Annotated in this window: 22 protein-coding genes; 12 read left to right on the forward strand and 10 right to left on the reverse strand. The window is 45.0% G+C overall.

The features are described from left to right. Positions 1 to 47 precede the first annotated feature (47 nt). The 5 genes from ABD772_RS08765 to infB all read left to right on the forward strand — a co-directional run bounded on the left by ABD772_RS08765 (position 48) and on the right by infB (position 7,974). A complete protein-coding gene (locus ABD772_RS08765) occupies positions 48 to 2,450 on the forward strand; it encodes a S9 family peptidase (protein WP_345102958.1) in 2,403 nt (800 codons plus the stop codon). A 266-nt stretch (positions 2,451 to 2,716) separates the two neighbouring features. Beyond that, complete coding sequence (locus ABD772_RS08770) at positions 2,717 to 3,133, forward strand: hypothetical protein (RefSeq protein WP_345102960.1); 417 nt, start codon at positions 2,717 to 2,719, stop codon at positions 3,131 to 3,133. A gap of 133 nt (positions 3,134 to 3,266) precedes the next feature. Further along, the gene (gene rimP / locus ABD772_RS08775; RefSeq protein WP_345102962.1) at positions 3,267 to 3,737 is read left to right on the forward strand and encodes a ribosome assembly cofactor RimP; all 471 of its coding nucleotides are present in this window, start codon (positions 3,267 to 3,269) and stop codon (positions 3,735 to 3,737) included. A gap of 4 nt (positions 3,738 to 3,741) precedes the next feature. Continuing rightward, positions 3,742 to 4,977, forward strand: coding sequence for a transcription termination factor NusA (gene nusA / locus ABD772_RS08780; RefSeq protein ID WP_345102964.1), 1,236 nt, complete (start codon positions 3,742 to 3,744; stop codon positions 4,975 to 4,977). 63 nt (positions 4,978 to 5,040) lie between these two features. Next, complete coding sequence (infB, locus tag ABD772_RS08785; RefSeq protein WP_345102966.1) at positions 5,041 to 7,974, forward strand: translation initiation factor IF-2; 2,934 nt, start codon at positions 5,041 to 5,043, stop codon at positions 7,972 to 7,974. Between the two features lie 394 nt (positions 7,975 to 8,368). On the opposite strand, the gene ABD772_RS08790 is transcribed toward infB, so the two are convergent. The 3 genes from ABD772_RS08790 to ABD772_RS08800 all read right to left on the reverse strand — a co-directional run bounded on the left by ABD772_RS08790 (position 8,369) and on the right by ABD772_RS08800 (position 10,809). Further along, positions 8,369 to 9,043 (reverse strand): metal-dependent hydrolase, encoded by a 675-nt coding sequence (locus tag ABD772_RS08790; RefSeq protein WP_345102968.1) that lies wholly within the window; start codon positions 9,041 to 9,043, stop codon positions 8,369 to 8,371. Positions 9,044 to 9,146: 103 nt separating this feature from the next. Beyond that, positions 9,147 to 9,452: a YbaB/EbfC family nucleoid-associated protein gene (locus ABD772_RS08795; protein WP_345102970.1), complete on the reverse strand. Its 306-nt coding sequence runs from the start codon at positions 9,450 to 9,452 to the stop codon at positions 9,147 to 9,149. Positions 9,453 to 9,591: 139 nt separating this feature from the next. Then, a complete protein-coding gene (locus tag ABD772_RS08800) occupies positions 9,592 to 10,809 on the reverse strand; it encodes a serine hydrolase domain-containing protein (RefSeq protein WP_345102972.1) in 1,218 nt (405 codons plus the stop codon). Positions 10,810 to 10,950: 141 nt separating this feature from the next. Between ABD772_RS08800 and ABD772_RS08805 the strand changes: the two genes are divergently transcribed. From ABD772_RS08805 to ABD772_RS08815, 3 genes are all read left to right on the forward strand, one after another. Further along, positions 10,951 to 11,949, forward strand: coding sequence for a tetratricopeptide repeat protein (locus ABD772_RS08805; RefSeq protein ID WP_345102974.1), 999 nt, complete (start codon positions 10,951 to 10,953; stop codon positions 11,947 to 11,949). A gap of 3 nt (positions 11,950 to 11,952) precedes the next feature. After that, a complete protein-coding gene (locus ABD772_RS08810) occupies positions 11,953 to 12,831 on the forward strand; it encodes a tetratricopeptide repeat protein (protein ID WP_345102976.1) in 879 nt (292 codons plus the stop codon). An 88-nt stretch (positions 12,832 to 12,919) separates the two neighbouring features. After that, positions 12,920 to 13,546 carry a CatA-like O-acetyltransferase gene (locus ABD772_RS08815; protein WP_345102978.1) on the forward strand — a complete coding sequence of 209 codons (627 nt, stop codon included), beginning with the start codon at positions 12,920 to 12,922 and terminating at the stop codon, positions 13,544 to 13,546. 115 nt (positions 13,547 to 13,661) lie between these two features. Here the strand turns inward: ABD772_RS08815 and ABD772_RS08820 are convergent, their stop codons facing one another. Continuing rightward, positions 13,662 to 14,225, reverse strand: coding sequence for a C40 family peptidase (locus ABD772_RS08820; RefSeq protein ID WP_345102980.1), 564 nt, complete (start codon positions 14,223 to 14,225; stop codon positions 13,662 to 13,664). A gap of 186 nt (positions 14,226 to 14,411) precedes the next feature. Continuing rightward, positions 14,412 to 16,640 carry a DUF2961 domain-containing protein gene (locus ABD772_RS08825; RefSeq protein WP_345102982.1) on the reverse strand — a complete coding sequence of 743 codons (2,229 nt, stop codon included), beginning with the start codon at positions 16,638 to 16,640 and terminating at the stop codon, positions 14,412 to 14,414. 360 nt (positions 16,641 to 17,000) lie between these two features. Between ABD772_RS08825 and fumC the strand changes: the two genes are divergently transcribed. The 4 genes from fumC to ABD772_RS08845 all read left to right on the forward strand — a co-directional run bounded on the left by fumC (position 17,001) and on the right by ABD772_RS08845 (position 20,266). Continuing rightward, positions 17,001 to 18,398 carry a class II fumarate hydratase gene (gene fumC / locus ABD772_RS08830; RefSeq protein WP_345102985.1) on the forward strand — a complete coding sequence of 466 codons (1,398 nt, stop codon included), beginning with the start codon at positions 17,001 to 17,003 and terminating at the stop codon, positions 18,396 to 18,398. Positions 18,399 to 18,509: 111 nt separating this feature from the next. After that, complete coding sequence (locus ABD772_RS08835) at positions 18,510 to 19,010, forward strand: fumarate hydratase (protein WP_345102987.1); 501 nt, start codon at positions 18,510 to 18,512, stop codon at positions 19,008 to 19,010. Positions 19,011 to 19,016: 6 nt separating this feature from the next. Next, positions 19,017 to 19,811 (forward strand): S1/P1 nuclease, encoded by a 795-nt coding sequence (locus ABD772_RS08840; RefSeq protein ID WP_345102989.1) that lies wholly within the window; start codon positions 19,017 to 19,019, stop codon positions 19,809 to 19,811. Next, entirely contained in the window at positions 19,811 to 20,266 is a 456-nt protein-coding gene (locus tag ABD772_RS08845) for a low molecular weight protein-tyrosine-phosphatase (protein ID WP_345102991.1), read from the forward strand. Before ABD772_RS08840 ends, ABD772_RS08845 begins: the two co-directional genes overlap by 1 nt. Positions 20,267 to 20,414: 148 nt before the next feature. Here ABD772_RS08845 and ABD772_RS08850 read toward each other — a convergent pair whose 3' ends face one another. The 5 genes from ABD772_RS08850 to ABD772_RS08870 all read right to left on the reverse strand — a co-directional run bounded on the left by ABD772_RS08850 (position 20,415) and on the right by ABD772_RS08870 (position 26,463). Then, positions 20,415 to 21,407, reverse strand: a complete 993-nt coding sequence (locus ABD772_RS08850) for a glycoside hydrolase family 43 protein (protein WP_345102993.1) — start codon at positions 21,405 to 21,407, stop codon at positions 20,415 to 20,417. Between the two features lie 3 nt (positions 21,408 to 21,410). Further along, positions 21,411 to 22,637 (reverse strand): DEAD/DEAH box helicase, encoded by a 1,227-nt coding sequence (locus tag ABD772_RS08855; protein ID WP_345103113.1) that lies wholly within the window; start codon positions 22,635 to 22,637, stop codon positions 21,411 to 21,413. A gap of 146 nt (positions 22,638 to 22,783) precedes the next feature. Continuing rightward, a complete protein-coding gene (locus tag ABD772_RS08860; RefSeq protein ID WP_345102995.1) occupies positions 22,784 to 23,212 on the reverse strand; it encodes a CBS domain-containing protein in 429 nt (142 codons plus the stop codon). 103 nt (positions 23,213 to 23,315) lie between these two features. Next, positions 23,316 to 24,179 carry an AraC family transcriptional regulator gene (locus ABD772_RS08865; RefSeq protein ID WP_345102997.1) on the reverse strand — a complete coding sequence of 288 codons (864 nt, stop codon included), beginning with the start codon at positions 24,177 to 24,179 and terminating at the stop codon, positions 23,316 to 23,318. Between the two features lie 244 nt (positions 24,180 to 24,423). Further along, entirely contained in the window at positions 24,424 to 26,463 is a 2,040-nt protein-coding gene (locus tag ABD772_RS08870; protein WP_345102999.1) for a glycoside hydrolase family 127 protein, read from the reverse strand. Between the last annotated feature and the right edge of the window lie 3 nt (positions 26,464 to 26,466).

Genomic DNA, 26,466 nt, shown 5'->3' on the forward strand with positions numbered 1-26,466 from the left:
GATTATTACTTACAAACTCTTAAATTGCGTTTAACAATTCCGTTAAGATGAAACGTTTTTTAACCATTTTCCTTATCCCTGTTTGTTCGGTAACCTATGCCCAGAAGCTGGAAACCCTGAGCGTCGAAAAAATAATGCGCGATCCGAAATGGATAGGTGTAGCGCCGTCCAATGTCCGCTGGAGCGACAATAGTGAAAAACTATACTTTAACTGGAATCCCGGCAACACTGATCGCGATGAAGTGTTTGCCATTACCCCTGCAAATATAAAACCGGCAAAGATCAGTATAAATGAACAACGCACCTTTACCACCGGTAATGGCGAGTGGAATAAAAATCATACGCAAAAGCTTTATGAGAAGAACGGCGATCTGTTTTTGCTGGATATTAAATCGGATAAAACGCGCCAGCTAACCAATACTGCCGAGCGCGAAAGCAATCCAACGTTTATCGGCGATCAAAGCAAGGTGGTTTTTAGCCGCGCAGAAAACCTGTACTCACTCAACCTGAATGGCGGCGAACTGAGTCAAATTACCAACTTCACGCATTCAGCATCAGCCACACCTGTTGTGCAGGCTGGTGGCCGCCAGGGCGGGCGAGGCCGTGGTGCTCAAAGCCAGGCCGCCGGCAATGAACAAGAGCGCTGGTTAAAGGCCGAGCAGCTGGAGTTATTTGATATTATCAAAGTAAGAGATAAAGACCGGAAGCTCGACTCAATAGAAGTGAACCAATTTGCACAGAAAAGGTTAAAGGAAATAGGCGTAGGCGACCAATCCATCAATAATGTCACCTTAAGTCCAGACGGGCGATTTGTAACCTATAATCTGGTAAAAATAGCAATTGATGCCAAGCGGGTTAATGTACCCAATTATGTAACTGCTTCGGGTTTTACAGAGGACATTCCGAACCGCACAAAAGTTGGCATGCCGGAGAATAGTTATGAGTCGTATGTTTTCGATACGCAGCGCGACACCGTATACCGGATATCTGTGTCTGCTATTCCGGGGATCAAAGACGTGCCGGCCTATTTTAAAGATTATCCTAAAGAATTGGAGCAGCGCACCAAACGCAATGAAGACCGCAAAGTGGTCATTCGCACAGCGCAATGGAGTGGGGATGGCAGGTATGCGGTTGTAATGATAAACGCCCAGGACAATAAAGATCGCTGGATCATGAAGCTGGATGCTGCCACCGGTAAACTTTCGCTGCTGCACCGCGAGCATAATGATGCCTGGGTTGGCGGCCCGGGAGCTTATGAGTTAGCCTGGCTGGACAATACCCATATCTATTTTGAAAGCGAAGATTCTGGTTATGCACATATTTATGTGGTTAATGTAACCAACGGTAGCAAAAAGCAGATCACCAGCGGCAAATGGGAAGTGCAAACCTTACAGCTATCTAACGATAAAAAGAACTTTTACTTTACTGCCAATATCGAACATCCGGGCATAACCCATTTTTACCGGGTGCCCGTTAGTGGTGGCAAACCCGTTAAGCTCACTTCAATGAAGGGAATAAACACGGTTACCCTGTCGCCGGATGAAAATTGGCTGGCTATCATTTACTCGTACACCAACAAACCCGAGGAGCTGTACATCCAGGCTAATAAGCCGGGCGCGAAGGCTGTGCAGGTAACCACCTCATTGACCGAAGAATTTAAATCATACCCATGGCGCGACCCTGATATGATCACTTTTAAAAATCGTTATGGCAGCGATGTATATGCCCACCTGTACCTGCCTGCCAAAGCCGACCTGGCTAAGCCTGCAGTGGTATTTGTGCATGGCGCAGGCTACCTGCAAAACGTAACCTATGGTTGGAGCGACCACTACTTCCGCGAGTACATGTTTAATAATATGCTGGCCGATAACGGCTATACTGTATTAGATATCGACTACTCAGGCAGCGCCGGCTACGGGCGCGACTGGCGTACGGCTATCTACCGGCATATGGGCGGCAAGGACCTGAGCGACCAGGTAGATGGGGTGAAAATGCTGGTCGAGAAGTATGGCGTTAACCCTAAACACATAGGCATGTATGGCGGCTCGTATGGCGGCTTCATGACGCTAATGGCCATGTTTACCGAGCCTGATGTTTTTGCGGCGGGCGCAGCTATTCGTTCGGTTACAGATTGGGCGCACTATAACCACGGTTACACTTCGGATATTTTGAATGAGCCTTATACTGACGGGAAGGCTTATCGGGCAAGTTCTCCTATCTATTTTGCCAACGGCCTGAAAGGCAACTTGCTCATGCTGCATGGTATGATAGATCAAAATGTAAACTACCAGGATATCATCCGGCTAACCCAGCGTTTAATTGAACTGCATAAAGAGAATTGGGAATTAGCGTCTTACCCGGTCGAGGATCATGGGTTTGTACAGCCCAGCAGCTGGACGGATGAGTATAAGCGGATTTACAAACTGTTCGAAGCAAATTTAAAGAAGTAGCATTTGAGTACTAATGCTAGTATATTTGTATAGTAACTATTTTTGGGATGACATATAAACATTCGGATGGGTCTGAACAAATAAATGAAAATGACTGGTAGTAAATGCTTTTTAGACACTAGTGTCATTATTTATTTTTTAAAAAATAACGCTTCCATCATTGAACCAAAACAATATGCCCTTATTTACAACCGACAATCATTTCAGGCTAATTGAGCTTGATTTGATCAGTTTATGAGCTTATCTTACATTATTAAATTAATAAAATGAAAAGATGGAGCATGTTTTTATTGGTAGTCTGTTTGGGCTGCCAAAACCATTCCTCCCCGTCGCGTGTTCACATCTTGTTAATTGAAGGTAATCGCTCGCTAAAGATAACAGGAATTGACACTATAGTCCTGAATGATATCAATCGCGATAGCATAAAAAACTGGCAAAGCTTGTTTGCTATATCACGCTTGCCGGCTGATACCGACTTAAAAGAGTACCAGCCAACACAGCCGGGTAAATATCGCGTTAGCAACGGCTCAGTAATTTTTACGCCCGATACGCCCTTTGTGAAACAGCGAGCTTATTTTTTGCGCTACTATAATCATGCAGACAATAAAAGCACCTGGGACTACATCCGCGGCAATGTAAAACCCGGGGCCTTACACTATACCGATTTGATTTTTAAGCCTTAGCGTTTGACTATTTAAATATTTTAGCTATATTTGCATTATTGAACACGAAAGAGGGGGCCATTTGCCCCCTCTTTTATTTACCAATATTTTTATTCCGCTACCCGTCGGGATAAGAAAAAAGCGAGGTTGAATAATGAATATTGAAAAAAGGGTTGCTGAACTGGTTGACGAAAAAATTGCCGAAATAAACAGGCCCGATGTGTTTTTAGTGAGTGCCAAACTGCACAGCAACGGAAAACTGATCATCCTGATTGACGGCGATAAAGGCGTTGGTATTGATGAATGTGTACAGATAAGCCGCTATGTAGGGTTTAAGCTGGAAGAAGAAGATGTGATCAAGACGGCTTATAACCTGGAGGTTTCATCGCCGGGCATTGATACGCCGCTGGTGCAGCCAAGGCAGTATACCAAAAATATCGGCCGCAATCTGTCTATAAAAATGGCCGATGGCTCGAAAAGAGAAGGCACCTTAAGAGATGCAACTGAAGACGCCGTTATAATTGAAGAAAAAATTAAAGAAAAAGGGAAAAAAGCCGAAATTGTTGAAAGCACTATCCCGTTAGAACAAATATCAGAAACAAAAGTTTTAATATCATTTAAGTAAGAAAATGAGCAATATTAATTTAATTGATTCATTCCAGGAATTTAAGGATTTCAAAAACATTGATCGTCCGACGATGATGAGCGTGCTGGAAGACGTTTTCAGAAGCATGATCCGTAAAAAATACGGAACCGACGAAAACTGTGACGTGATTGTGAACACCGACAACGGTGACCTGGAAATCTGGCGTACACGTGTGGTTATGGAAGATGGATTCAGTGAGGATGACGACCTGGAAATTGAGTTGGCCGAAGCAAAAAAGATTGATGAGGACCTGGAAGTTGGCGATGAGTACATTGAGCAGATAACCTTAGAGAGCTTTGGCCGCCGGGCTATTTTGGCTGCGCGTCAAACCCTGGTGTCAAAGATCCTGGAGTTAGAGAAAGATGAGATCTTTAAAAAATACAAGGACCGTGTTGGTGAGATAGTTACCGGAGAGGTTTACCAGGTTTGGAAAAAGGAAACTTTGGTTTTGGACGATGAAGGCAATGAGCTTTTATTGCCAAAAACCGAGCAAATACCTGCCGATTATTTCAAAAAAGGCGACAGCGTAAAAGCGATAGTTTACAAAGTGGATATGATGAACAGCAATCCCAAGATCATCATTTCGCGTACTGCGCCGGAGTTTTTACAGCGATTATTTGAGCTGGAAGTGCCTGAGATTTTCGATGGTTTGATCACGATCAAAAAGATCGTTCGCGAGCCGGGTGAAAGAGCTAAAGTGGCCGTTGAATCGTACGATGACCGCATTGACCCGGTAGGCGCCTGCGTGGGGATGAAAGGTTCGCGTATTCATGGTATCGTTCGTGAGTTGAAAAATGAAAATATCGACGTTATAAACTATACCAATAATACACAGTTATATATACAACGTGCTTTGTCGCCGGCTAAAATTACATCGATCAAACTAGACGACGAGAAAAAAACAGCTGCAGTATACCTGAAACCAGACCAGGTGTCGTTAGCTATTGGCCGCGGTGGCCACAACATCAAATTGGCAGGTAAATTGACAGGTTACGAAATAGACGTTTACCGTGAGGCTGATGAGCATGACGAAGATGTGGATATTGAAGAATTTTCGGACGAAATTGATAGCTGGATCCTTGACGAGTTTAAACGTATTGGTTTAGATACAGCAAAATCAGTTCTAGCCTTATCTGTTGGCGAATTGGTGAAACGTACTGATTTGGAAGAAGAAACTGTTAAAGAAGTTCTATCAATATTGCAGGCAGAATTTGAATAAAAGGAATTAAGCAAAATTAAAATCGTATTTTTGCATAAAATAAAGCAGAGAAAGTAATAATAAATGTCAGAAGACAAATCGATTAAATTATTTAAAGCAGTAAAAGAGCTTAACATTGGTATGGGTACCATTGTTGATTTCCTTGCCTCAAAAGGCTATAAGGTTGAGAAACAACCTATGGCGAAGCTGGATACCGACATGTACAATGCCTTGTTAAAAGAATTTGCTGTTGATAAGAGCATTAAGGAAGAAGCAAAGCAGATCAGTATCGGTAAGATACGTAAAGAAGAAGCTGCGTCAATTCCTGAAAAACCGGTGGAGGCCCGCCGTTCAAGGGATTTTGAAAATGAAGAGATCCTGATTAAGAACGCCGGAAACTTTACCGCTCCGCCGGCACCTGAAAAACCAAAACCGGAACCTGCACCAGAGCCTGCAAAGGCCGAGGAAAGTAGCGACGGGCTTCGTGGCGTTAAAATTGTAGGTAAAATTGACCTGAACAATTTAAACGCGAAACCGGCTGAAAAAGCTAAAGAAGAACCGAAAGCACCCGAACCGGTTGCACCAAAACCAGAGCCAAAAGAAGAACCCAAAGCACCCGAACCGGTTGCCGAGGTTAAGCCACAGCCGGCTCCTGAAGTACCTAAAAAAGTCGAAGCGCCAAAAGCACCTGTTACTCCTCCGCCTGCTGCTGCAAGTAACAGCGAGGGTGACGAAGGCGAAGACGTGATCAGGGCTAAAGCCGAGCGTTTAAGCGGACCAAATATTGTTGGTAAGATTACTTTGCCGGTTGCGCCAAAACGTAATCCGGTGGCGTCGTCATCAAACACCAATGCCGACCAAAAACGTAAACGTAAGCGTAAAGACGGGCCTGGACAGGGACCGGGTACGCCAAATGGTCAACAAGGTAATAACCCTGCGGCAGGTGGCCAGCAAGGGGGCAATAATCAACACGGTGGAAATCAACATGGCGGCGGTCGTCCTGATTTCAGAAACCGTCAGGGTGGTCAGGGCGGAGGCTATCAGGGTAATCGCCCAAATAATAATTTTAATCGTAACGCTCCGGGTACACCGAAAGAAGAGCCTTCTGAAAAAGATATACAAGACCAGATCAAGGCTACACTTGCCCGTTTAAGCGGTGCAGGTAAGTCTGGTAAATTTGCGCAACGTGCTAAATTCCGTCGTCAAAAACGAGACGATGTTGCGGCCAGTGCGGATGAATTGGCAATGGAGCAGGACGCCCAGTCAAAAGTGCTGAAGGTTACTGAATTTGTTACCGCTAATGAATTGGCGATAATGATGGATGTGTCTGTTACGCAGATCATCTCTACCTGTATGAGTTTGGGTATGTTCGTTTCCATTAATCAACGTCTGGATGCCGAAACCCTAAGCATTGTTGCTGATGAGTTTGGTTACCAGGTTGAGTTTGTGAAACCTCAGGACGAGGAAGCGATTCTGGAGCAGACCGATGAACCGGGAGACCTGGTTCCGCGCGCGCCGATCGTTACCATTATGGGTCACGTTGACCACGGTAAGACCTCGTTACTTGATTTTATAAGAAAAACCAACGTTATAGGGGGCGAAGCCGGGGGTATAACCCAGCACATTGGTGCTTATGAAGTAACCTTACCTGGCGACAAAGGCAAAATAACCTTCCTGGATACACCGGGTCACGAAGCGTTTACCGCTATGCGTGCCAGGGGTGCACAGGTTACAGATATTGTAATAATAGTAATTGCTGCTGATGATAGCGTGATGCCGCAAACCCGCGAGGCTATTAACCATGCGCAGGCTGCAGGTGCACCTATCATTTTTGCATTCAATAAGATGGATCGTCCGGGTGCTAACGCAGATAAAGTGCGCGAGCAGTTGTCAACCATGAATATCCTGGTTGAGGAATGGGGCGGTAAATACCAAACACAGGAAATATCGGCCAAAACCGGTATGAATGTAGATTTATTGTTAGAAAAAGTATTGTTAGAAGCTGAACTCTTAGAGCTGAAAGCTAACCCTAATAAGCGTGCCGTAGGTACAGTTATTGAAGCTGCTTTAGATAAAGGCCGCGGTATTGTGACTACTATTTTGGTACAAGCCGGCCGCTTAAAAGTGGGCGACCCGATATTGGCCGGTTGTTATAGCGGTCGTGTTAAAGCATTAACCAATGAGCGCGGTCAGCGTGTTGAATCTGCAGGCCCGTCAACACCGGTACAGGTGTTGGGTATGCAGGGCGCACCTACAGCTGGCGACAGGTTCAACGTTTTAGAAACCGAGGTTGAGGCCCGCGAAATTGCTAACAAGCGCTTGCAACTACAACGCGAACAGGGCTTACGTACACAAAAACATATTACGCTTGATGAAATTGGCCGTCGTTTGGCAGTGGGTAACTTCAAAGAACTGAATGTTATTGTTAAAGGTGATGTTGATGGTTCGATCGAGGCATTGGCCGACTCATTATTGAAACTGTCTACCGAACAAATTCAAGTTAACGTAATATCAAAGGCAGTAGGTCAGATCTCCGAGTCGGACGTATTGCTGGCATCAGCATCCGATGCGATCATCATTGGTTTCCAGGTACGTCCGTCAGGGGGTGCGCGCAAACTGGCTGAAGCCGAGCAGATCGACATCAGATTGTACTCTATCATCTACGACGCGATCAATGAGATCAAAGCCGCGATGGAAGGTATGCTGGCGCCTACATTCGAAGAGAAGATTGTTGCTAATGTCGAGATCCGCGAAACCTTTAAGATCAGCAAGGTGGGTACCATTGCAGGCTGTATGGTGTTAGACGGTAAGATTACCCGTAACAGCAAAATCCGCATTGTCCGCGAAGGTGTGGTTATCTACACCGGCGAGCTGGCCTCATTGAAACGCTTTAAGGATGACGTTAAAGAGGTATCAGCTAACTACGAGTGCGGTCTGAATATCCAGAACTTTAATAATATTGAAGTAGGCGATATAGTTGAAGCTTACGAAAATGTAGAAGTTAAACGCAAGCTGTAAACTTTAGCTTATTAAGTATAAAAAGGCTCTCAGGATTTTTGTCTTGAGAGCCTTTTGTTTTGTTGTGATTTGGTGTTGTTGCTTAAAGGGCCTTTGTCATTCTGAGTTTAAAATCCGGGGGCCTCTAAAGGTTAAATGACGACATGACGCCAGACATGCTGAGGCTCTCGAAGCATGAAGGCTTATAGTCGCTTTGTTATTCCCGCCGCTTACCCTTCGGGAGCCTCAATTGGTGACAGCCTTTTTGAATTAATCCCCGCGCTGGCATTCTGAGCACAACGAAGAATTATCTCTTGAACGAAGTGAAAAATCTGCAAACTATAATGGCAAAGCGTCTAAGCCGGTCGGCAGAATGCTTCGTTCCCTCGCACGTAGAGGAATGACAAGTTGGTTATTACAACTCTATTGTCTCCTCTAAAGTGGGCAACTTAATATTTACCCCGGCTTTAATAAACTTCTCAACGGCTTCATCCTTATCAATAACAATAACCGGGAAGGTGTCATAATGCACCCCGATCACGTTGTTGCAGTTAATGAATTTGGTAGCTTTTATGGCATCGTCAACACCCATTGTATAATTGTCGCCGATAGGTAAGAAAGCCCAGTCCAGGTTTTCATCTTCCAGTAATTTCATGTCATAGGTCAATGCGGTATCGCCGGCAAAGTAAATTTTCTTACCTTCTGAATAAATGACAAAACCTGCCGGGTTGCCGCCTGCCGCCCCATCGGGCATGGTGCTTGAGTGAATGGCGTTCACCATTTTAACCCGGCCAAAATCAAAGTCAAAACCACCGCCTATATTCATGCCATGCGCCTCGATATCATGCTTGCCCAGCCAGGTAGCAATCTCTGCAATACATATAACCTTAGCACCACTGCTTTTCTGAATATCGATCAGGTCGGCTACGTGGTCGCCATGACCATGGGATATCAGGATGTAATCCGGCTTAAGGCCATGAATGTCTATATGCTTAGCTGCCGGATTTGGCGTAATAAACGGATCGAACAGTAGTTTCTTTCCTTCAGTTTCAATCAAAACAGTTGACTGCCCGTAATATGTTGCTTTCATTTTGACCCTCTAAATCTTCCCCCGAAGGGGCGACTATTTAATTTAAAATGTTAATCTGATTGTTATCTAAGCCCGCTTCCCGGGACGGCGTGGGCGGGAGGCCTTATCGCCCAAACATGCCGCCCATACCACCCAACATATCTTTGGTGACAGCAGTCATTTCGGCCTGACTAACGTTTTCGGCTTGCTCTAAAGCTTTATTTATCGCAATGGTTAGCAGCTCTTCGATCTCTTCTTTGTCGGCCTCCTTAAAAAATTCCGGATCGATAGTAATAGACTTGATCAATTTATTCCCGTTAGCCGTAACGCTGATTTTTCCGCCCTCGGCAGTACCGGTTACACTGATGGCATCCAGGCGCTGTTTAACCTCGCCCGCTTTTTGTTGTACTTCAAATAGTTTGTCAAACATAATATTTTGATGTGCAGATATGCAAATGTGCGCATGTGCAGATAATGCTTTTCAACATCGTAAACTTGTATATCTAAGGTTTTAAAAATCTGTTAATTCATTCGCACATCTGCATATCCGCAAATTTGCACATCTGAATCTAGTCGTCGCTCGTATCACCATTGCCCTTATAAGCGCTTTTGCGCACTATCGGCATACCCGTGATCTTGAACAGGTCGTCCAGTTTTAACAAACTACCGTTAGATAAGTTTGTGAGCATTACAATAACAATATCGTCTTTAATATCTCTTAGATAAATATGACGGAAGCCGTGCCACCAGCCGGTGTGGTAAATAACCTGTTTGCCCGGCGCCTCGAAAATTCGCCAGCCATAGCCGTAGTTAAAATGGCCATGTACCCAGGGGTTACGCGGTACATAGGCCGAGTCCATAGTAGATTGTTTCAGAAGTTTACCGGCACGCAGCGCCCGGTCAAATATCCACAGATCGCCAACAGTGCTGTAAACGCCTTTATCGCCCACAGGGCCATCCAGGAAGTTCTGGGCTACCGAGTAACGCCATTGGCCTCGGTCATGCCCAACTACGTCAACGGGTATTTTCTCATAATCAGCTTTAGAATATACGTCGGTGTGCAGCATCCCGGCAGGCAGAAATACGTTCTTTTTCATGTACTGCGAATACGGCATCCCGGTAACTTTCTCAATGATAGAACCCAGCACCATAAAGTTGGAATTGTTGTATAGGAAAGTTTTGTTAGGCGAGTTAAAGCGGGCAGGCTTGTATTTGGCAATCATGGCCATAGCATCCTTATTACTCAGGCCAATTTTTTGTATGCGATGTTCTTTGCGGTAAATGTCATCCACAAAATAAACATAGTTCATCATGCCCGATCGGTGGGTAAGCAGCAGGCGGATGGTCACGCCCTCGTAGGGAAAATCGGGAAAGAAATCGCGCACATCCTGGTCGAGTTTGATCTTGCCTTTTTCCCATAGTTGCAGGATGGCAGTACCTGTCATGGTTTTGGTAATGGACGCGAGCTCGAAACGCGAGTCTATTTTTAGGCTGTCGCGATGCAGGTAGTCGGCCCAGCCGATGGCGTTTTCGTAAATGATCTTGCCGTGTTTGGCCACCAGAATATTGCCGTTAAAGCCGCGGGTTTTATGCAGATTTTGGATAAACTCATCAATGCGTTTATCGCCCTTTTCAGGGTTGTATGACAACAGTGCCTTGATATCTAATGGTTTGCTTTTTCCTGATGATCCGAAGAAAGAAGTTTCTTTGTCGCCGCTGGATGAGCAGGCTGATAAAAAAAGTATGGAAATGGTAAACGTTAGCAGGCATTGTTTCACTAAGCTCATAAATAAATAACTGTAGGGGTAAATGAATTGCGAAAATTGTAAAATATAACACGCGCTGAAACTAAAGTTTTAAACATTTTAATTGTTTTAGTTAATAACCCTAATTACATTTAAGGTATAAACCCTTTCAACCCAACCGTTATGAAAACCTATCGCAAATTGTTGTTAACATGGGCATTGATTATTTGTTCGACTGTATTGTTTGCGCAGAGTAACCGAACTCAGGCAGACAGCCTTTTAAAGCAAGGCGTAACCCTGAATGATGCCGGCAAATTTGCCGAAGCTGTTGCTAAATATGATGAGATACTCAAAACCGAGCCAAATAACGTAACGGCCCTTTATGAAAAAGGGTTTTCGTTGTCGGCAGCGGGTAAAAGTGACGAGGCCATCGCTTGTTTTGAAAAGATAACCTCAACAGCCAATTTTCCGGATGCCTACGTTGGGTTAGCCAATATCTATGATTCCAAAGGCGACTATGAAAAAGCCTTAAGCTATTATATGAAAGGTATTGCAATAGCACCCAAAAACAGGAATTTGTGGTTCAACCTGAGCGTGTCTTATGCGCGTCAGCAAAAATATCCGCAATCTGAGTCGGCTGCTGCCGAGGCCATTAAGGCTGATCCGAAGCATATAAGCAGTTATCGTAACTATGCGGTTGCGGCATACCTACAAGGCAGAAATGCCGAGGCTTTGCTGGGCCTTTCAAACTATTTAATGTTTGGTGTACCTGCTAATCAATCTGCAGGTGCTTGTCAAATAGTTAAAGAAATACTGCGCACCTCCCCAAAGTCTGATGCCGGCCCGATTGCCAAAATGCAACAGGAAACCATTGTACAAGCAGCCAAATTGGCAACCGCCGGCAAAACAAACCTTACGCCGACAGACTCGTTAACTATACAGTTAACGGCTGTATATAAAGTTATAAAGACACAGGAAGCTCAATATGGCTCGCCATTTTTTTCCAGGTATTTTGGCGATTTTTTTGGCAGGATAGCAGAATCGAATTATATGGATGTATTTACTCACTTTATTGCCGTAAGCTTATCGCCGCAGGATAATTTGGCTTGGTTGAAGACCCGCCAGGATGATATCAAGGCGTTTAATATATGGTTAAATACCCAAAAGAGACAGACAGAATAACACATGAAAAAAACTTATCTACTTGTATTAATCGCTTTTAATTTACTAACCGCAAGCCGTTCTTTTGCACAATCGGACGAAGCGGCTGCTAATTATAAAACCGCACTTAGCCTGGTTAATGATAATAAAGGCACCGAAGGTATCCCGTACCTGGAGAAGGTGATCAAAACACAATCTAACTATACCAATGCTGCCTATAGTTTGCTGGGCGGTATTTACGATAAAAGCAATCAGCCGCAAAAGGCTATTGCAATTTATAAAGAGGGGCTGAAAGCCTTCCCGCAGGATCAAAATCTGAACTTTAACCTCGGGATAGCTTACTTTCGCGACAAGCAATACGCCCAGGCTGAACTGGCTGCTATTGAAGCTATAAAAATTGACCCAAAACACGCCAATAGCCAACGCCTTTACGGGCTGGTAACTTTCCATCAAAATAAACGCGTCAACGCGCTGTTGGCTTTTTGTAACTTTTTGCTGCTTGACCCTAACGGCGACAAAAGCGACGAAGCAATTACCAATATGCAAAGCATCCTTAAAGGCGGCGTATTAAAAGCTGAGAGCGCCGCAACAAAACTGTCGCCTGCCGATGCTAAAGAAAATGCCAGGTTCAACGCAATCATATCAACTAGCATAGCCTCGGGCAAAGTTAAAAAACTAAGCGGCGATGCATTATTAGAATACCAGCTTAAGACCATTTTTACGCAGGTTGGCCAATTATCAGCCAAAAAAACTACTAAAAACTTTTTTGATACCTTTTATGCCGGTTATTTTTACAAACTGGCGCAAAGCGATAACCTGCCTTTGTTTGTGAAGATGATGCGCACGAAAAACTTAGACCCGGCTTTGAGCAATTGGGTTGGTGCTTTCGAGCATAAGTATTAAATGCCGTTTAGCTGAATACGTTTATCATTAATTGTTCTGTTTATAACCCCAATAGTCATGACATTTGCAACGAAACTATCAGTTACCAATGAAAAAATTAATTGATATAGACACCTGGAAACGCAAAGATCATTTTAACCTGTTCTCAAAATTTGAGGAGCCGTTTTGGGGCCTGGTGGTTTCGATAGACTGCACGCGGGGCTACAAAAACGCGAAAGACAGGAATCAGTCTTTTTTCCTGTACTACCTTTACCGCGTTTTGCAGGCTACCAATGAGGTAGAAAATTTCAGGTACCGGATAATAGATGGCCGGGTTTACCTGTACGACCAGAATAATGTAGCCACAACGGTTAACCGCCCCGATGATACTTTCGGTTTTGCTTATTTAACTTATTTTGAAGACGAGCAGAAGTTTGTGGAGGGGGCTAAAACGGAGATAGAAAAAACAAGGCGGTCGACTGGCCTGGTGCCCTCTGCAGAAGGGGCGAATGATATTCATTTTTCGGTCCTGCCATGGTTAGATTTTACCTCAATATCGCATGCCCGGGCATTTAGCTTCCCGGATAGCTGCCCTAAGATCTCTGTCGGGAAAATGACCCACGTGCATGGTAAAAGAATGATGCCGGTTTCAATTCATGTACACCATGGGTTAGCAGATGGTTATCATGTGGGATTATTTGTAGAGCGATTTCAGGAATTGATGAATGAGAATTAGCGTTAAATTACAGTTGCGCTGTGGGAGGTGCTTAGGCTCTCGAAGCATGCGGGAAAGGCCTGCGCCTACCCTTTGAGGGCCTCAGGGTGACACCTTAATTTTATGTTGCCGATTTTCAATATTTATGATCTTCGTCATTCTGCTTAAAAATGCGGATGGTTTTCACGTAGCGAGTATTGTAATAAGAATCATAATAAGAAGTCTCCGTGACGCCATATGCTTTGCCCGAGGTGGAATGAATAAACGCCAGTTTTTCGCCTGGCAAAGAAGATATGATGCCCATATGGCCCACCACTTTTTGGGTACTGTCTGTGCCGGTAAATAAAATCAAGTCGCCACGTTTGGCATCTTTCAGATCGATGGGATGCTGTACCGGTGTAAAATCGGCCGAGGTACGAGGTACGGCAATGCCGAAATGGTTAAACACATAAGTAACAAAGCCCGAGCAGTCAAATCCCTTTTCAGGATCGATAGAACCATACAGGTATGGAGTACCTTCCAGCGAACAGGCAAAGGTTACCAGTTCGTCGGGTGTAGTGTTGCCGGTATTAATATGTGTAATGTGTTCTTGCTCATAAGTTTTAGGCGTCAGGTCGGTGCCAATAACATCAGCTTCGTGCGAATGCCCACAGGCAACAATCGCCAGAAAAAAAATACAATAGATACTGGTAAAGCGCATAAGCAAAGAGCATTAACTTGTCTTTGTAAAAGGTTGATTGGCATGTTTTTGTTTGAGGGCATAACAAAGCGGGTGTCACCCTGAGCCCGTTGAAGGGTGAGCATCGGCCTGGCAGTGTTCATCGTCCCTTGCGCTCATACTTGGACAGGCTCAGTATGATCCACGTCTTTTGATTTCGCAATTACCTTATTTCTTCATCCTAAAATCTGGCAAAACGTAGCTGTAAACACTATACCTTAGTTCGCTCCAGGCGCTTTTTTTTGGGAACGGAAAGCCGGGAAATAGTTCCTGGCTGTTAGGCACAAACTTAATCTTTACCCGTATAACCGATCTGTTAGCTGTTAAATTCATCGGTATTAAAAATTCATCATCCCGAAAACGGCGATTTGATGTTTTTGTGCGTAGTAAACGGTTTTCTAATTCGCCCGGCGGGTCGGAGTATAAACAGGTATTTGAGCCGGCCAGATACCAGGTACCGGCCAATTTCCAGTCAGCAGTTTTACCTGCTCCGGCATCAGCAATATAAACTTCAGCGGTTTGATTAGGGAAACTGTAGTCAAGCGTGCGCCGCAGTAACGCCCCCTGATTGTTAGCCGCCAATTTAATGGTAAACTCTGAACTTGCGCGCGTGTACCTGCCATCCTCTTCATGTGCCGGATAAACCTCTTTGCCGGCCCTGTCACCCACAAGCTTTATATTAGGAAACAGATCAATCCCTAGTTCATATCTTGAAGTGATCTTCTCGACAGGCGAAGCATCGGGCGAAGCGTAATTATGATTGGTTTCGCTGGTGGTATTACCTATGTCAATGTCGTCGGTTTGTATTAACGACGGAGCGGGCAGGCCGTACCAGTAAGTTACAGATTGGTAATGCTCTGTGCTGAGATTTTCGGCCCCATGTTCAAACTTAATCACGGCGCGTTTACCAAACGGCATCATATCGCCCAGTAAAAACCGGTAAGCAGATTCGATGAGGTCCTTATCATTTTTAGCGGCAGCCTTTGTTTGCGATCCAAGCGGGTGCCCGGCAAAGGCAAGTGTCATGTTTTGGCCGCCCCAATAATCGCCGCCACCGGCCCATTCTTCGGTACCGGTGCCATAGCCTTGCGGGCTCTCACTGTCATCAAAAAAGAAACGTGGATCGCCCTCTAAGGTGCCCAGGTTAGCATTGTGCGAAAATATGAATGATGTCCCCACAAAACTTCCCGACCAATCATCATGCCCTTCTATACCACGGGTATCCAAATAGGTCATATCCTTTCCAGGTTCGGGCTGCGGCATATCTGCATAGGTGGCATGAAAATAAGCAGTTAAGTTTGGTGCTGCTTTTAAGGGTTCATATCTTATTTCATAATTGATTTTAGTATCGCCGGGTGAAATACTTGTCAATTCAAACTTAGCCGATTTAAAGAACGGCATCGGGTAATAACAAGCCAGCTCAATTTTATTGTTGGGATAATCAAAGCGGATATTAATGGGGAAACCTTTTACCAGGTATTCTCTCGAGTCGCGGTTGTATAAAGTCCCGGCGCCGAAAAACAAGGCCAGGGGTGCATCTATCGATGGTTGCCGGGCATTGTCCCAGGTAACCTGCAGGCGCAGTTGCTCCAGGTCAGCGGCTTTATCCAAAGGCAGGGTTAATTTAAATGCCCGCACAGAAGAGGCTGCAGATTTGATATTGGCGATAATCACTTTGCTGTTGTTCAACTTTACCTCGCCGCTTATCTTTTTGATGTTTTTTGGGGCGATGTCCGTCCCGGCTTTATCAATCAGGTCGAGCACATCCTTATCAGGCGCGCTGTTAATATCCCACGAGTTTATTTGTTGTGAAAGATTTTGCGGGTTGGCATATAAATGATAAATGAAATACCCGGTACCATAATGTGTTTTGGAATAAGCTATCCTGAACGCATCCTTAAAAGGCATGGGTGTCCAGATCAGGTCGGCACCTTTGGTATCGGCCCAGGTAAAATTAAGCGGTTTTGGGAATGCTGTTCCGGGGATAAAGACGGTGGAGGTTTTGAACCTGCTTATGGCGTTCATGCGGTCGGCGGTAGCGCTTTCTTCAACCACATTATCTTTTCCATCTGCAATAAAATGCCAGGGGCTGCCATGCCAATGATTAGCCCTGAAAAAATATAACACACCCTTGCCTTTAACGTCTAGTGCTACATTATGATCTTCCTGATTGGCAAACAGGTAATGGCTGGCATCGGCAGATTGATTGCCGCCTTCGCGGTCATAAGTGCTTCGCATATAGGCCCGGTCGCCAATGCGCTGCATGGGCCATTTATCCCACATGCTGTAAGCGTCTAAGCCTATGGGTATGATGGGCAGCGGTTTTGTTTGCTGGGCAAATAATTGCGCCGCTAAACAAAGCATAGCAGGGATGAGCTGGTACTTTAAAGCTTTCATAATTAAGTGTGTGAACAATTGGTTGTACAAAGAAAGAATAATAGCCAATAGAATATTTTCAATAAATGGCTAATTGTGATACTATGTTGACGTGAGGCGAAATGTCGAACACTAAGTGTAGGACAATGAAATGATGAAGTATCTACATATGCGGCATAACACGGGCAACTACCGGCGCCTCCCCCCTCCCAAGGTGGGGAATTAAAATAATTTTTTAACACCCTCTTTCTGCCGCAGGCGAAAAGAAGGGGTCGGCGGGCGAAGCAATGCCGGCATGGCTGCCCCGTAACTTTTTAAATATTATTTTACATCGCACCCGTTTTAGCCCTACCTTTGCGGCTTAAATTATACTGCATTACCATGAGTTTCAGAACCGAACACGATACCATGGGCGAGGTACAGGTGCCTGCCGAAAAATATTGGGGCGCACAAACCGAACGCTCACGCAACAACTTCAAAATTGGTCCGGAGGCATCCATGCCGAAAGAGATCATTGCCGCTTTTGCTTACCTGAAAAAAGCTGCCGCATTTACCAATACTGATCTGGGCGTTTTACCTGCCGATAAACGCGACCAGATAGCCGCTGTTTGCGATGAGATACTGGGCGGTAAGTTAGCCGGCGAATTTCCGCTGGTGATTTGGCAAACCGGTTCGGGTACACAATCAAACATGAACGTTAACGAGGTTATTGCTAACCGTGCGCACGTCATAGCCGGTAACAAGCTGGGCGAGGGCAAAACATACATTCACCCGAATGATGATGTGAACAAATCGCAATCATCGAACGATACTTACCCTACCGCTATGCACATTGCTGCTTATAAAATGGTGGTCGAGGTAACAATCCCCGGTATTGAAAAGCTGCGCGATACGCTGAAAGCCAAAAGCGAGGCCTTTAAAAGTGTGGTAAAGATAGGCCGTACGCATTTGATGGATGCTACGCCGCTTACTTTGGGTCAGGAGTTTTCAGGCTATGTGTCTCAGTTAGATCATGGCTTAAGGGCACTGAGAAACACTTTAGCGCACCTGTCAGAGCTGGCATTGGGCGGTACAGCAGTAGGTACCGGTATTAACACCCCAAAAGGATATGATGTTAAGGTTGCCGAATACATCGCTAAATTTACCGGCTTGCCTTTTATCACTGCCGAAAATAAATTTGAAGCTCTGGCTGCGCATGACGCTATTGTGGAGTCGCATGGCGCTTTGAAACAGATCGCAGTTTCATTAATGAAAATTGCTAATGATATCCGTATGCTGGCTTCGGGCCCGCGTTCAGGTATCGGCGAGATCCATATCCCGGACAATGAACCGGGCTCATCTATCATGCCAGGTAAAGTTAACCCAACCCAAAACGAAGCTGTTACCATGGTGGCTGCACAGGTTATGGGTAATGACGTTACCATATCAGTAGGCGGTTCAAACGGGCACTATGAGCTAAACGTATTTAAACCGGTGATGGCGGCTAACTTCCTTCAGTCGGCACGTTTAATCGGCGATGCTTGTGTGTCGTTCAATGATCATTGTGCGGCAGGTATCCAGCCAAACTACGAGGGTATTAAAAAACACCTGGAAAATTCATTGATGCTGGTTACTGCACTTAACCCGCACATCGGCTATGAAAAAGCAGCCAAAATTGCTAAGACTGCTTTACAAAACGGTTCATCATTACGAGAGGCAGCCATTGGTTTAGGATACCTAACCAACGAGCAGTTTGACGAATGGGTTAAGCCTGAGGATATGATTGGTAGCCTGAAATAAATAAAAACGTCCTTTTGTCATTCTGAGCGTAGCGAAGAATCTGTAAACTACGCAATCGCTGCCAGGCAGATTCCCCGCTATGCTCGGAATGACAAATGTTTAAAAATTCGCATGTCAAAAGCTTTCACCTTTTACCTTTTAGCTTTCAGCTTTTTCCTAACCGCCTGTTCACCCAACCCCAACCTGCAGGGCCGGGGTGAGGACTACCTGCAAGGTGAGTGGAAGCAAGACAGTGTACCGATGCAAAAGCAGTTATTGAGTTATTCGCTGTATCGATTTAAATTTACCTGCGACTCGGTGTATATGGAACTAAGTGAATACAGCAAGGTAAATACAGGGATGGATAGCTGTATGCTTGACGGACATTGGAAAGAATATATCCGTGGCACTTACAGTCAGCGCGATGATACGTTGCATATCCGCGGCAATTTTTGCAATGCCGACTATACATTGAAAAAGCAAGCAGGCTGTTTTCGCTCGGGACCTTATGAAGAATATTTTAAGGTGAACAAAAAAGCTGATTCAACAGTTCAGTTTTTAAGCACATCAAACGTTATACCTATCAATTTACATTTAATTAAACGGACGTCCTGCACGCCAAAACCACTATAGTATAATATGAAACTTAAATTTGTAAAGAAATTAGCTTTAGGGCTGGCCATTATATATGCGCCGATGCAGAGCATGGCCTGGGGTACAAATGGGCACCGCATATCCGGCCAGATTGCCGAGAACCATTTAACTCCCAAAGCCCTTGCTGCGGTAAGAGCAATTCTGGGCCACGAGTCGATAGCTATGGCGAGCAACTGGGCCGATTTTATTAAATCAGACCCCGCTTATAATTACTTATATAGCTGGCATTTTGTTGATTTTGAACGACCAATGAGCTACCCGGAGATGACGGAGTATCTTAATCATGATACCAATCCGAATGCCTACAATAAACTGGAGTTTTTAGTGAGCGAGTTAAAAAAGAAAACTACTACTAAAGAGAACAAGCTGTTATACCTGCGCCTGCTGATACATATTACGGAAGATATCCATCAGCCTATGCATACTGCACACTCCGGCGATAAAGGAGGCAACGATTTCAAGGTAAACTGGTTTACCAAGCCTACTAACCTGCATTCAATTTGGGATACGGAACTCATTAACTTCCAGGACCTGAGCTACACAGAATACGTAAAGGCTATTGATTACCCAACTGCTGCTCAAATCAAAGATTGGCAAGCTGCACCCATCAGCAAGTGGGTATTCGAGTCGAGCAACCTGGCCGAGCAATTGTATAAAGAGATCACGCCGGGCGAAACATTAAACTACAAATACAATTTTACACATATAGATATTCTGAACCAGCAGTTGCTAAAAGGCGGTATCAGGTTAGCAGGATTGTTGAATAAGATATTTGGATAGTGGGCAAAAAGCTGAAAATACTAATGGTTTGCCTCGGAAACATTTGCCGCTCGCCGCTGGCGGAAGGCATAATGCAACATCTGGCAGATAAAGAAGGATTAAACTGGCAGGTCGATTCAGCGGGTACTGGCGATTGGCATATTGGTGAGCCGCCCGATCGCCGTTCTGTACGTACTGCACAGCAACACGGCATCGACATCAGCAAGCAAGTTTGCAGGCAGTTTACACCAGAAGATTTTGACAGGTCCGATCATATCCTGGTAATGGATAAAAGCAACCTGAGTAACGTAGTGGCTATGGCCCGCAATGCAGAAGACCGCCAGAAAGTATCCTTATTGTTAGTCGATTGGGTAGTGCCGGATCCTTATCATGATGATACGCAGTTTGAGCCGGTATTTAAACTTATTGAGGCGGGATGTAAGGCCTTTATTGAGAAGTATAAGGGCGAGTATTAGTAACCAACCGCTTGTCATTTCAAGCATCGCGAGAAATCTATACACCCCGTTTGTACGCAGATGCTTAGCGTATGTCTCTCTCTACGTTCGGGCGGAATAAAAAAAGCGCCATAGACTCTATGGCGCTTTTTTATTATGCGATTAGCAATTACTTAATCTTCCTTGCCGCTACACCTTCATTAGTAATTTTAACAGGCAGGATATGACCGTTTTCATCAAAATACATCTTATCGATACAGGTTACGCGGTGGTTGCCATCATGGTCGCCTAATGGGCGACGGTGGTAAACAATATACCATTCGTCGGTTTTAGGGATATTGATCACCGAGTGATGACCAGCGCCTGTAGCGATGGTGGGGTCTTGTTTCAGAATAACATCGATACGCTCAAACGGGCCGGTTGGCGAGTCGCCCATGGCGTACGCTACGCGATAGTTAGGGCCGGTCCAGCCGCCTTCGCTCCACATTAAATAGTATTTACCTTTACGTTTAAACATCACCGGGCCCTCTACATAATCTTTCGGGGTGATTGATTTATAAGTTTCGCCATCGGCAAATGGCTCAACACCTGTAAAATCTTTATTTAACTTCGCGATATTACAATGGCGCCAGCCACCATAAACAATGTAATATTGCCCGTCATCGTCTTTAAAGACAAACTGATCAATAGGCTGAGCGCCGTTAATGAACTGGCCGATTAACGGTTTCCCCAAATAATCTTTAAACGGGCCTCCTGGCTTTTTCGCCACACCTATACCAATTCCTCCCACCTGGTTATTATTCTGAATATCATTAGCGCCAAAGAAAATATAGTATTTGCCATCTTTCTCAGTTACTGCCGGAGCCCACATGGCTTTATGCGCCCATTTAATGGCGGCAGTGTCAATTATGTGCTCGTGTTTTGTCCAATGTACCAGGTCGGTTGATGAATAGGCATCCATATACACTTGTTCCTCATATCTGGCCGAGTAGGTAGGATAAACCCAGTAAGTTTTTCCAAAGATCTTGGCTTCAGGGTCGGCATACCATCCTGGAAATATCGGGTTGCCAGAGGTGGTTTTAGCTGCGTCCTGGGCCAGGGTAACGCCAGTTGATAGCGCCAGCAAAGCAGCAGTTAATTTTAGTGATCGATAAATTCTCATAATTTAGCTTTTGTTGGTTGGCTTATTTTTAGTCCAGACACGTTTTTTATGCCGGTTATTACGGTTCTGATCTGGTTTTCTTTCTAGTCTGGCCTCGGTAATACTTAATAGATGTTCAGGCAGCGGATGCTGTATGATCTTTCGCTCAATCAGCTCTTCAATGCTCTTTAATCTGCGCTCGTCGCGATGATTGACAAACGTGATGGCAGTGCCGGTAGTGGCAGCCCTGGCGGTACGGCCGATGCGGTGTATATAATCCTCAGCATCAGCCGGGACGTCATAGTTAATTACCAGGTCAATGCCTTCCACATCAATACCACGCGATAAGGCATCAGTACCAATAATAATAGGCAATTGCTTGTTTTTAAAGCGAAGCAAAATTTCCTCCCTATCCCGTTGTTCAAGGTCAGAGTGGAATGATTCGGCATGCAAGTCTATGGCCTTTAATTCTTTGTAAAGTGATTTTACGATCTCTTTGCGCGATGCAAAAATGATTGTACTCAGATAATTGCCATCCTTCAGTAAATGCTGTAATAAAGGCGTTTTCTGCTGGTCATGCAGGCGGTATATCTGCTGATCAATACCCACCGCAGGTTGCGATATGGCAATATTAATCTGTTCCGGATCATGCAATGCCTTTTTAGCCATGGTGCGTATGCGCGGCGGCATGGTAGCCGAGAAAAGCAGGGTCTGTCTTTCTTTTGGCAGATAGCTCACTATACGCATAATATCGTCATAAAAACCCATGTCGAGCATCCGGTCGGCTTCATCCAGTATCAGGTAATCTATCTTGTTCAATTTCAATAGACCCGATGTCAGGTGAGCAATCAGCCGGCCCGGTGTTGCAACAATGATGTTTACATTGTTTTGTATGCCACGGCGCTGCTGTTCATAAACATGGCCATCGCCACCACCAAAAACCGCTATTGAACTGATGCCGGTGAAATAGGCCAGGCCTTCAACCTGTTGGTCTATCTGTTGAGCTAACTCGCGGGTAGGTGTCAGTATCAGTGTACTGGTGTGATCTTTTTTGGTGCGGCCTATCTTTTCCAGTATCGGCAATAAAAAAGCCGCAGTTTTGCCGGTGCCGGTTTGGGCACAGGCTATTAAATCTTTTCCTGCTAAGATAAGCGGAATGGCCATGCCCTGAATAGGTGTAGGGGTAGTATACCCCATGCTTGAAATGCCTTCGCTTAGTTCGTCGTTAAAATTAAAATCGTTAAATGTCAATGTTGTGTATTTGGCGTACAATATACGCAAATTGTAGTGTTAGTTAAAATGAGGACACTTCATAACGATGCATTTCGAGTGAAACGAGAAATCTATACATCCGTTCGTAAGCATTGATGCTTAGCGTGTGTAGGAAAACATGAAGCTTACGACTGGATATAACTTTTCAACTGCTCAATGGTATCTTCCTGGGATAGAATGGTTTCGGTAACCACGTCGCTCATGGATATGATGCCGCACAGCTCATTATAATCAAAAACCGGCAAATAGCGGAGGTTTCCCTCGCTCATGATGTGCATACAATGATCAATGGTGTTATCGGGCAGTAGTTTTGGCAGGTTGGTGCTCATGATCTGCCCGGCGGTGGTATGATCTGACGAGCGGCCTTCGAGAATAACCTTGCGGGCGTAATCTCTTTCAGTAAGAATGCCGGCATAGGCGCCATTTTCGGTAATAACTATCGAGCCGATATTGCGGTCTGCCATCAGCCTTAAGGCATCTAACACTAAGGTAGCGGCATCAACGGCAACTACGTTACCCCCCTTGCGGGCGAGTATGTCTGAAACTTTTCGCATACATTTAAGGCTTGTTGTGTACTGATTATACCAAATATAACCAATACAAAATCAAAAACACTTAATAATGAGCTATTTATATTAACATTTGTGGAAATTGTTATTAATTGGCTCGCTTGATCAGAAACCGGCGCTGGTATTCCATGGGTGTTTGCCCCTTAACTGCTTTAAATTTGCGGTTAAAATAAGATACATTGTTAAACCCCGCATCCATACTTACCTGCGACATGCCCAGGTTAGTGTTTTGCAGCAGCTTGCAGGCGTAGCCGATACGCAGATCGATCAAAAACTCGGATAACGTTTTGCGGGTAAACTTTTTAAAATACCGGCAAAAGGCAGACGGGGATAGGTAAGCTATAGACGCTACCTCATCCAGCGAGATATCGCGTTTAAAGTTGTCGAGTATATAGTCGTATACCTTGCTCATCCGGGTTGATTCGTCTACATTTAAGCTATGCAAAAAGCCCGAACTGGAAAGCAGCGAGTAGCTGGCAGCAACTGACAGGGTATGTAAAATATCTAATAAAGTGATAACTGTTTCTGTAGGGCTTTTGGCAACCAGCGCATTCATTTTTTGAGCGATAAGAGCGGTGGTATTTTCGTCAAAAACAATACCCTGCGATGAGCGTTGTAACAGGTCTTTTATCTGTTTAAAATGTTTACGGTCAAAGAAACCAGGTCCTAGAAAATTTTCATGAAACTGGATAACGATCTGCCTGATGGCTTCGTTTTTACTTAGTCCGCGGGTATAAAAAGTATGTGGTAAATCGGCACCGAACATGCACAGGTCGGGGCCGTTAAATTCCGTAATGCTGTCGCCCACCATTCGCTGGCCCGAGCCTTCTAAGATCAGGATGATCTCAAACTCGGAATGAAAATGGAACGGGAAATCGTTATACTTAAATTGCTCCTCCTTAACAACAAACAGATTGTCGGGACTTACAATGTTTTCACGAAAAATTCTCATAACGCTGTAGCTTCTCTATCACGGACGCGAACTAAGCTACTCATTTTTTTTGAAAAATTGTGATGCGAGGCCCGCTCTTTTAAATCGAAGCAAAACCGGTGTGCCAGGGCTCTCTAAGCATGAGCCGTGGCGCGGAGAGCTTCTCTCTTAAGCAACGCGAAAAAATCTTATACGAGCGATAATTAGCGCGGCGTACAAGATTTCTCTTCGTTCCTCGTTGAAATGACAATGGATATATGTTAATCTACTTCCCCTCCGGCATCCAAACCTGGTATGTTGTACTGAGCTTGCGGTTACCCAAACTATAAAAAGGTATTGCTGTAAAGCTTACGCTTTTGCCTTCTTTGTTGGTAGTTTCGCCTGTTATCACATTCACGCCGTTCAATAAATCAGCGTTATAGTTCATTGCCATTTTAACATTAGGGTTCAGCGTATAATCCTGTACGCCAGGGTTCTCTATATTCTCGAAACCATACACCACCGGACCCGCTGCAATCGCAATCTTACCCTTAATAGTCTGCACCGAATCGTTTACTGAAACAATGCGGGGCTGTACCGGCAGGCTCAGCTCAACTACATCACCTTTTTTCCAGGTGCGTGTAATGGTTGCGTAGCCTTTCAATTGGTTCAGGGCAACGGCTTTGCCGTTAATTTTCAGCGTCACGTTGCCGCTAACATTTGAATGATACAGGTCGAAAGGATTTTCCTTATGCACTGCCCAACCCGGGATGCGTACATTCAGGGTAAAGGTTTTCGGTTTGTCGGTAGTCACGTCAATGCGCGTATTGCCTTTCCAGGGGTAGCCGGTGGTTTGTTTCAGGGCGATATTGCCGCCGCTAAGATTAATTTTACCTTCGCTGCCAATGAACAAGTTTACGTACACATTGTCCTTATTGTAACCATAAATATATTGGGGCAATGCCGATACCATTTTCAATATCATTGGCGGGCAGCAGGGGCAGTCGTGCCATGCCCAGCGGTTGTGGTCTGTGGCGACGAGCGGGTTTTCATAAAAATAATGATCGCCGCTTAATGATACACCCGACAGCAAGTTGTTATAAACTACACGCTCAAACTCGTCCATGTATTTGCCGTCGGTTTCCAGTTCATTCATCTGTTCGCTAAAGAAACCTGAACCAATAGAAGCACAGGTTTCCAGGTAAGCATGCTCAGGTAGAAAATAATTCGGTCCGAAGCGCTCGTCGTCAGCTATAGCACCCTCGCCGCCGGTGATAAACATGCGCTTGCCCACCATATTGTTCCAGTAGTTGTTAACGGTTTTAATATAGGCCGGGTCTTTGGTCTCCAGTGCCGTGGCCGTTACTCCGCTGGCCAGCAAAGTTGCCCTGACAGCATGGCCCTCAATAGTGCTTTGTTCCACTACCGGTACTTCATCCTGATTGTAAGAACCATCGCTGGCGCGTTTATAGGTGCCATCAGGGTTACCATGATTGCCGCGGTCATCTATCCAGTATTTAGCCAGCGTCAGATAATTTTGCTCATGTACAGGTACGCCCATCTTGCTTTTCAATTCCGGATGTTTTTTAAACAGCTGGTACAAACGCAGCTCAATTTCTTCCGGTCCGCCGTGACCGGGAACGATGTTGTTTTTTGGCGCAGGGCCCATCTCTTTAAACATATAGTTACTCAACTTTACGCCCACTGCCAATAGTTTTGTTTTGCCGGTAGCATTGTAATAATGAATGCCTGCATCAACCAGCATACCTGCATTATAAACGTCGTGTTGCCAGCGATCCTGCCCGCCGTTTAAGCCCCAGCGTTGCTTTGAAGGGGTAAGGGTGGTATAGGTATTCAGATAACCATCGGGGTCAACCGCTTGCGCAGCTGCTATGCGATCAATGTAAACGTCTAGTTTCTTTTCCAGTTTCGGGTCGGGGTAGGAGGCCAATATATCAGCAGCGCCACGGATAGTTTCATACACCAGGCCGTCATACCAGGGTGGCCCGTCATGCTGGTTAATATCTGTCTTGCCTTGTGCTACCAGGTCGAAGTTTCGAAAGGCGTCACGGGTACGGCCCCATTTTTCTTTCTCATTTTTGATAATGGGACGATCAGGTTCGTACTTGCCTTCCAGTTTATCTAAAACATCATACACGGTCACCGTATTCCACACTTTGATCTTCGGGCTCCAGAAAGAGTCGTTTACTTTAACCGACTGCAGGGTTAAGGGATGTATAGTGTGCTCTTGTGCAGAACCTTGCCGGGCTGCAAACACCAATTGGCTTAATGCCAGGGCAAAAATGGATTTTTTAAAAGAGATCATTTA

The organism is Mucilaginibacter panaciglaebae, assembly GCF_039539265.1.
GTDB lineage: Bacteria > Bacteroidota > Bacteroidia > Sphingobacteriales > Sphingobacteriaceae > Mucilaginibacter > Mucilaginibacter panaciglaebae.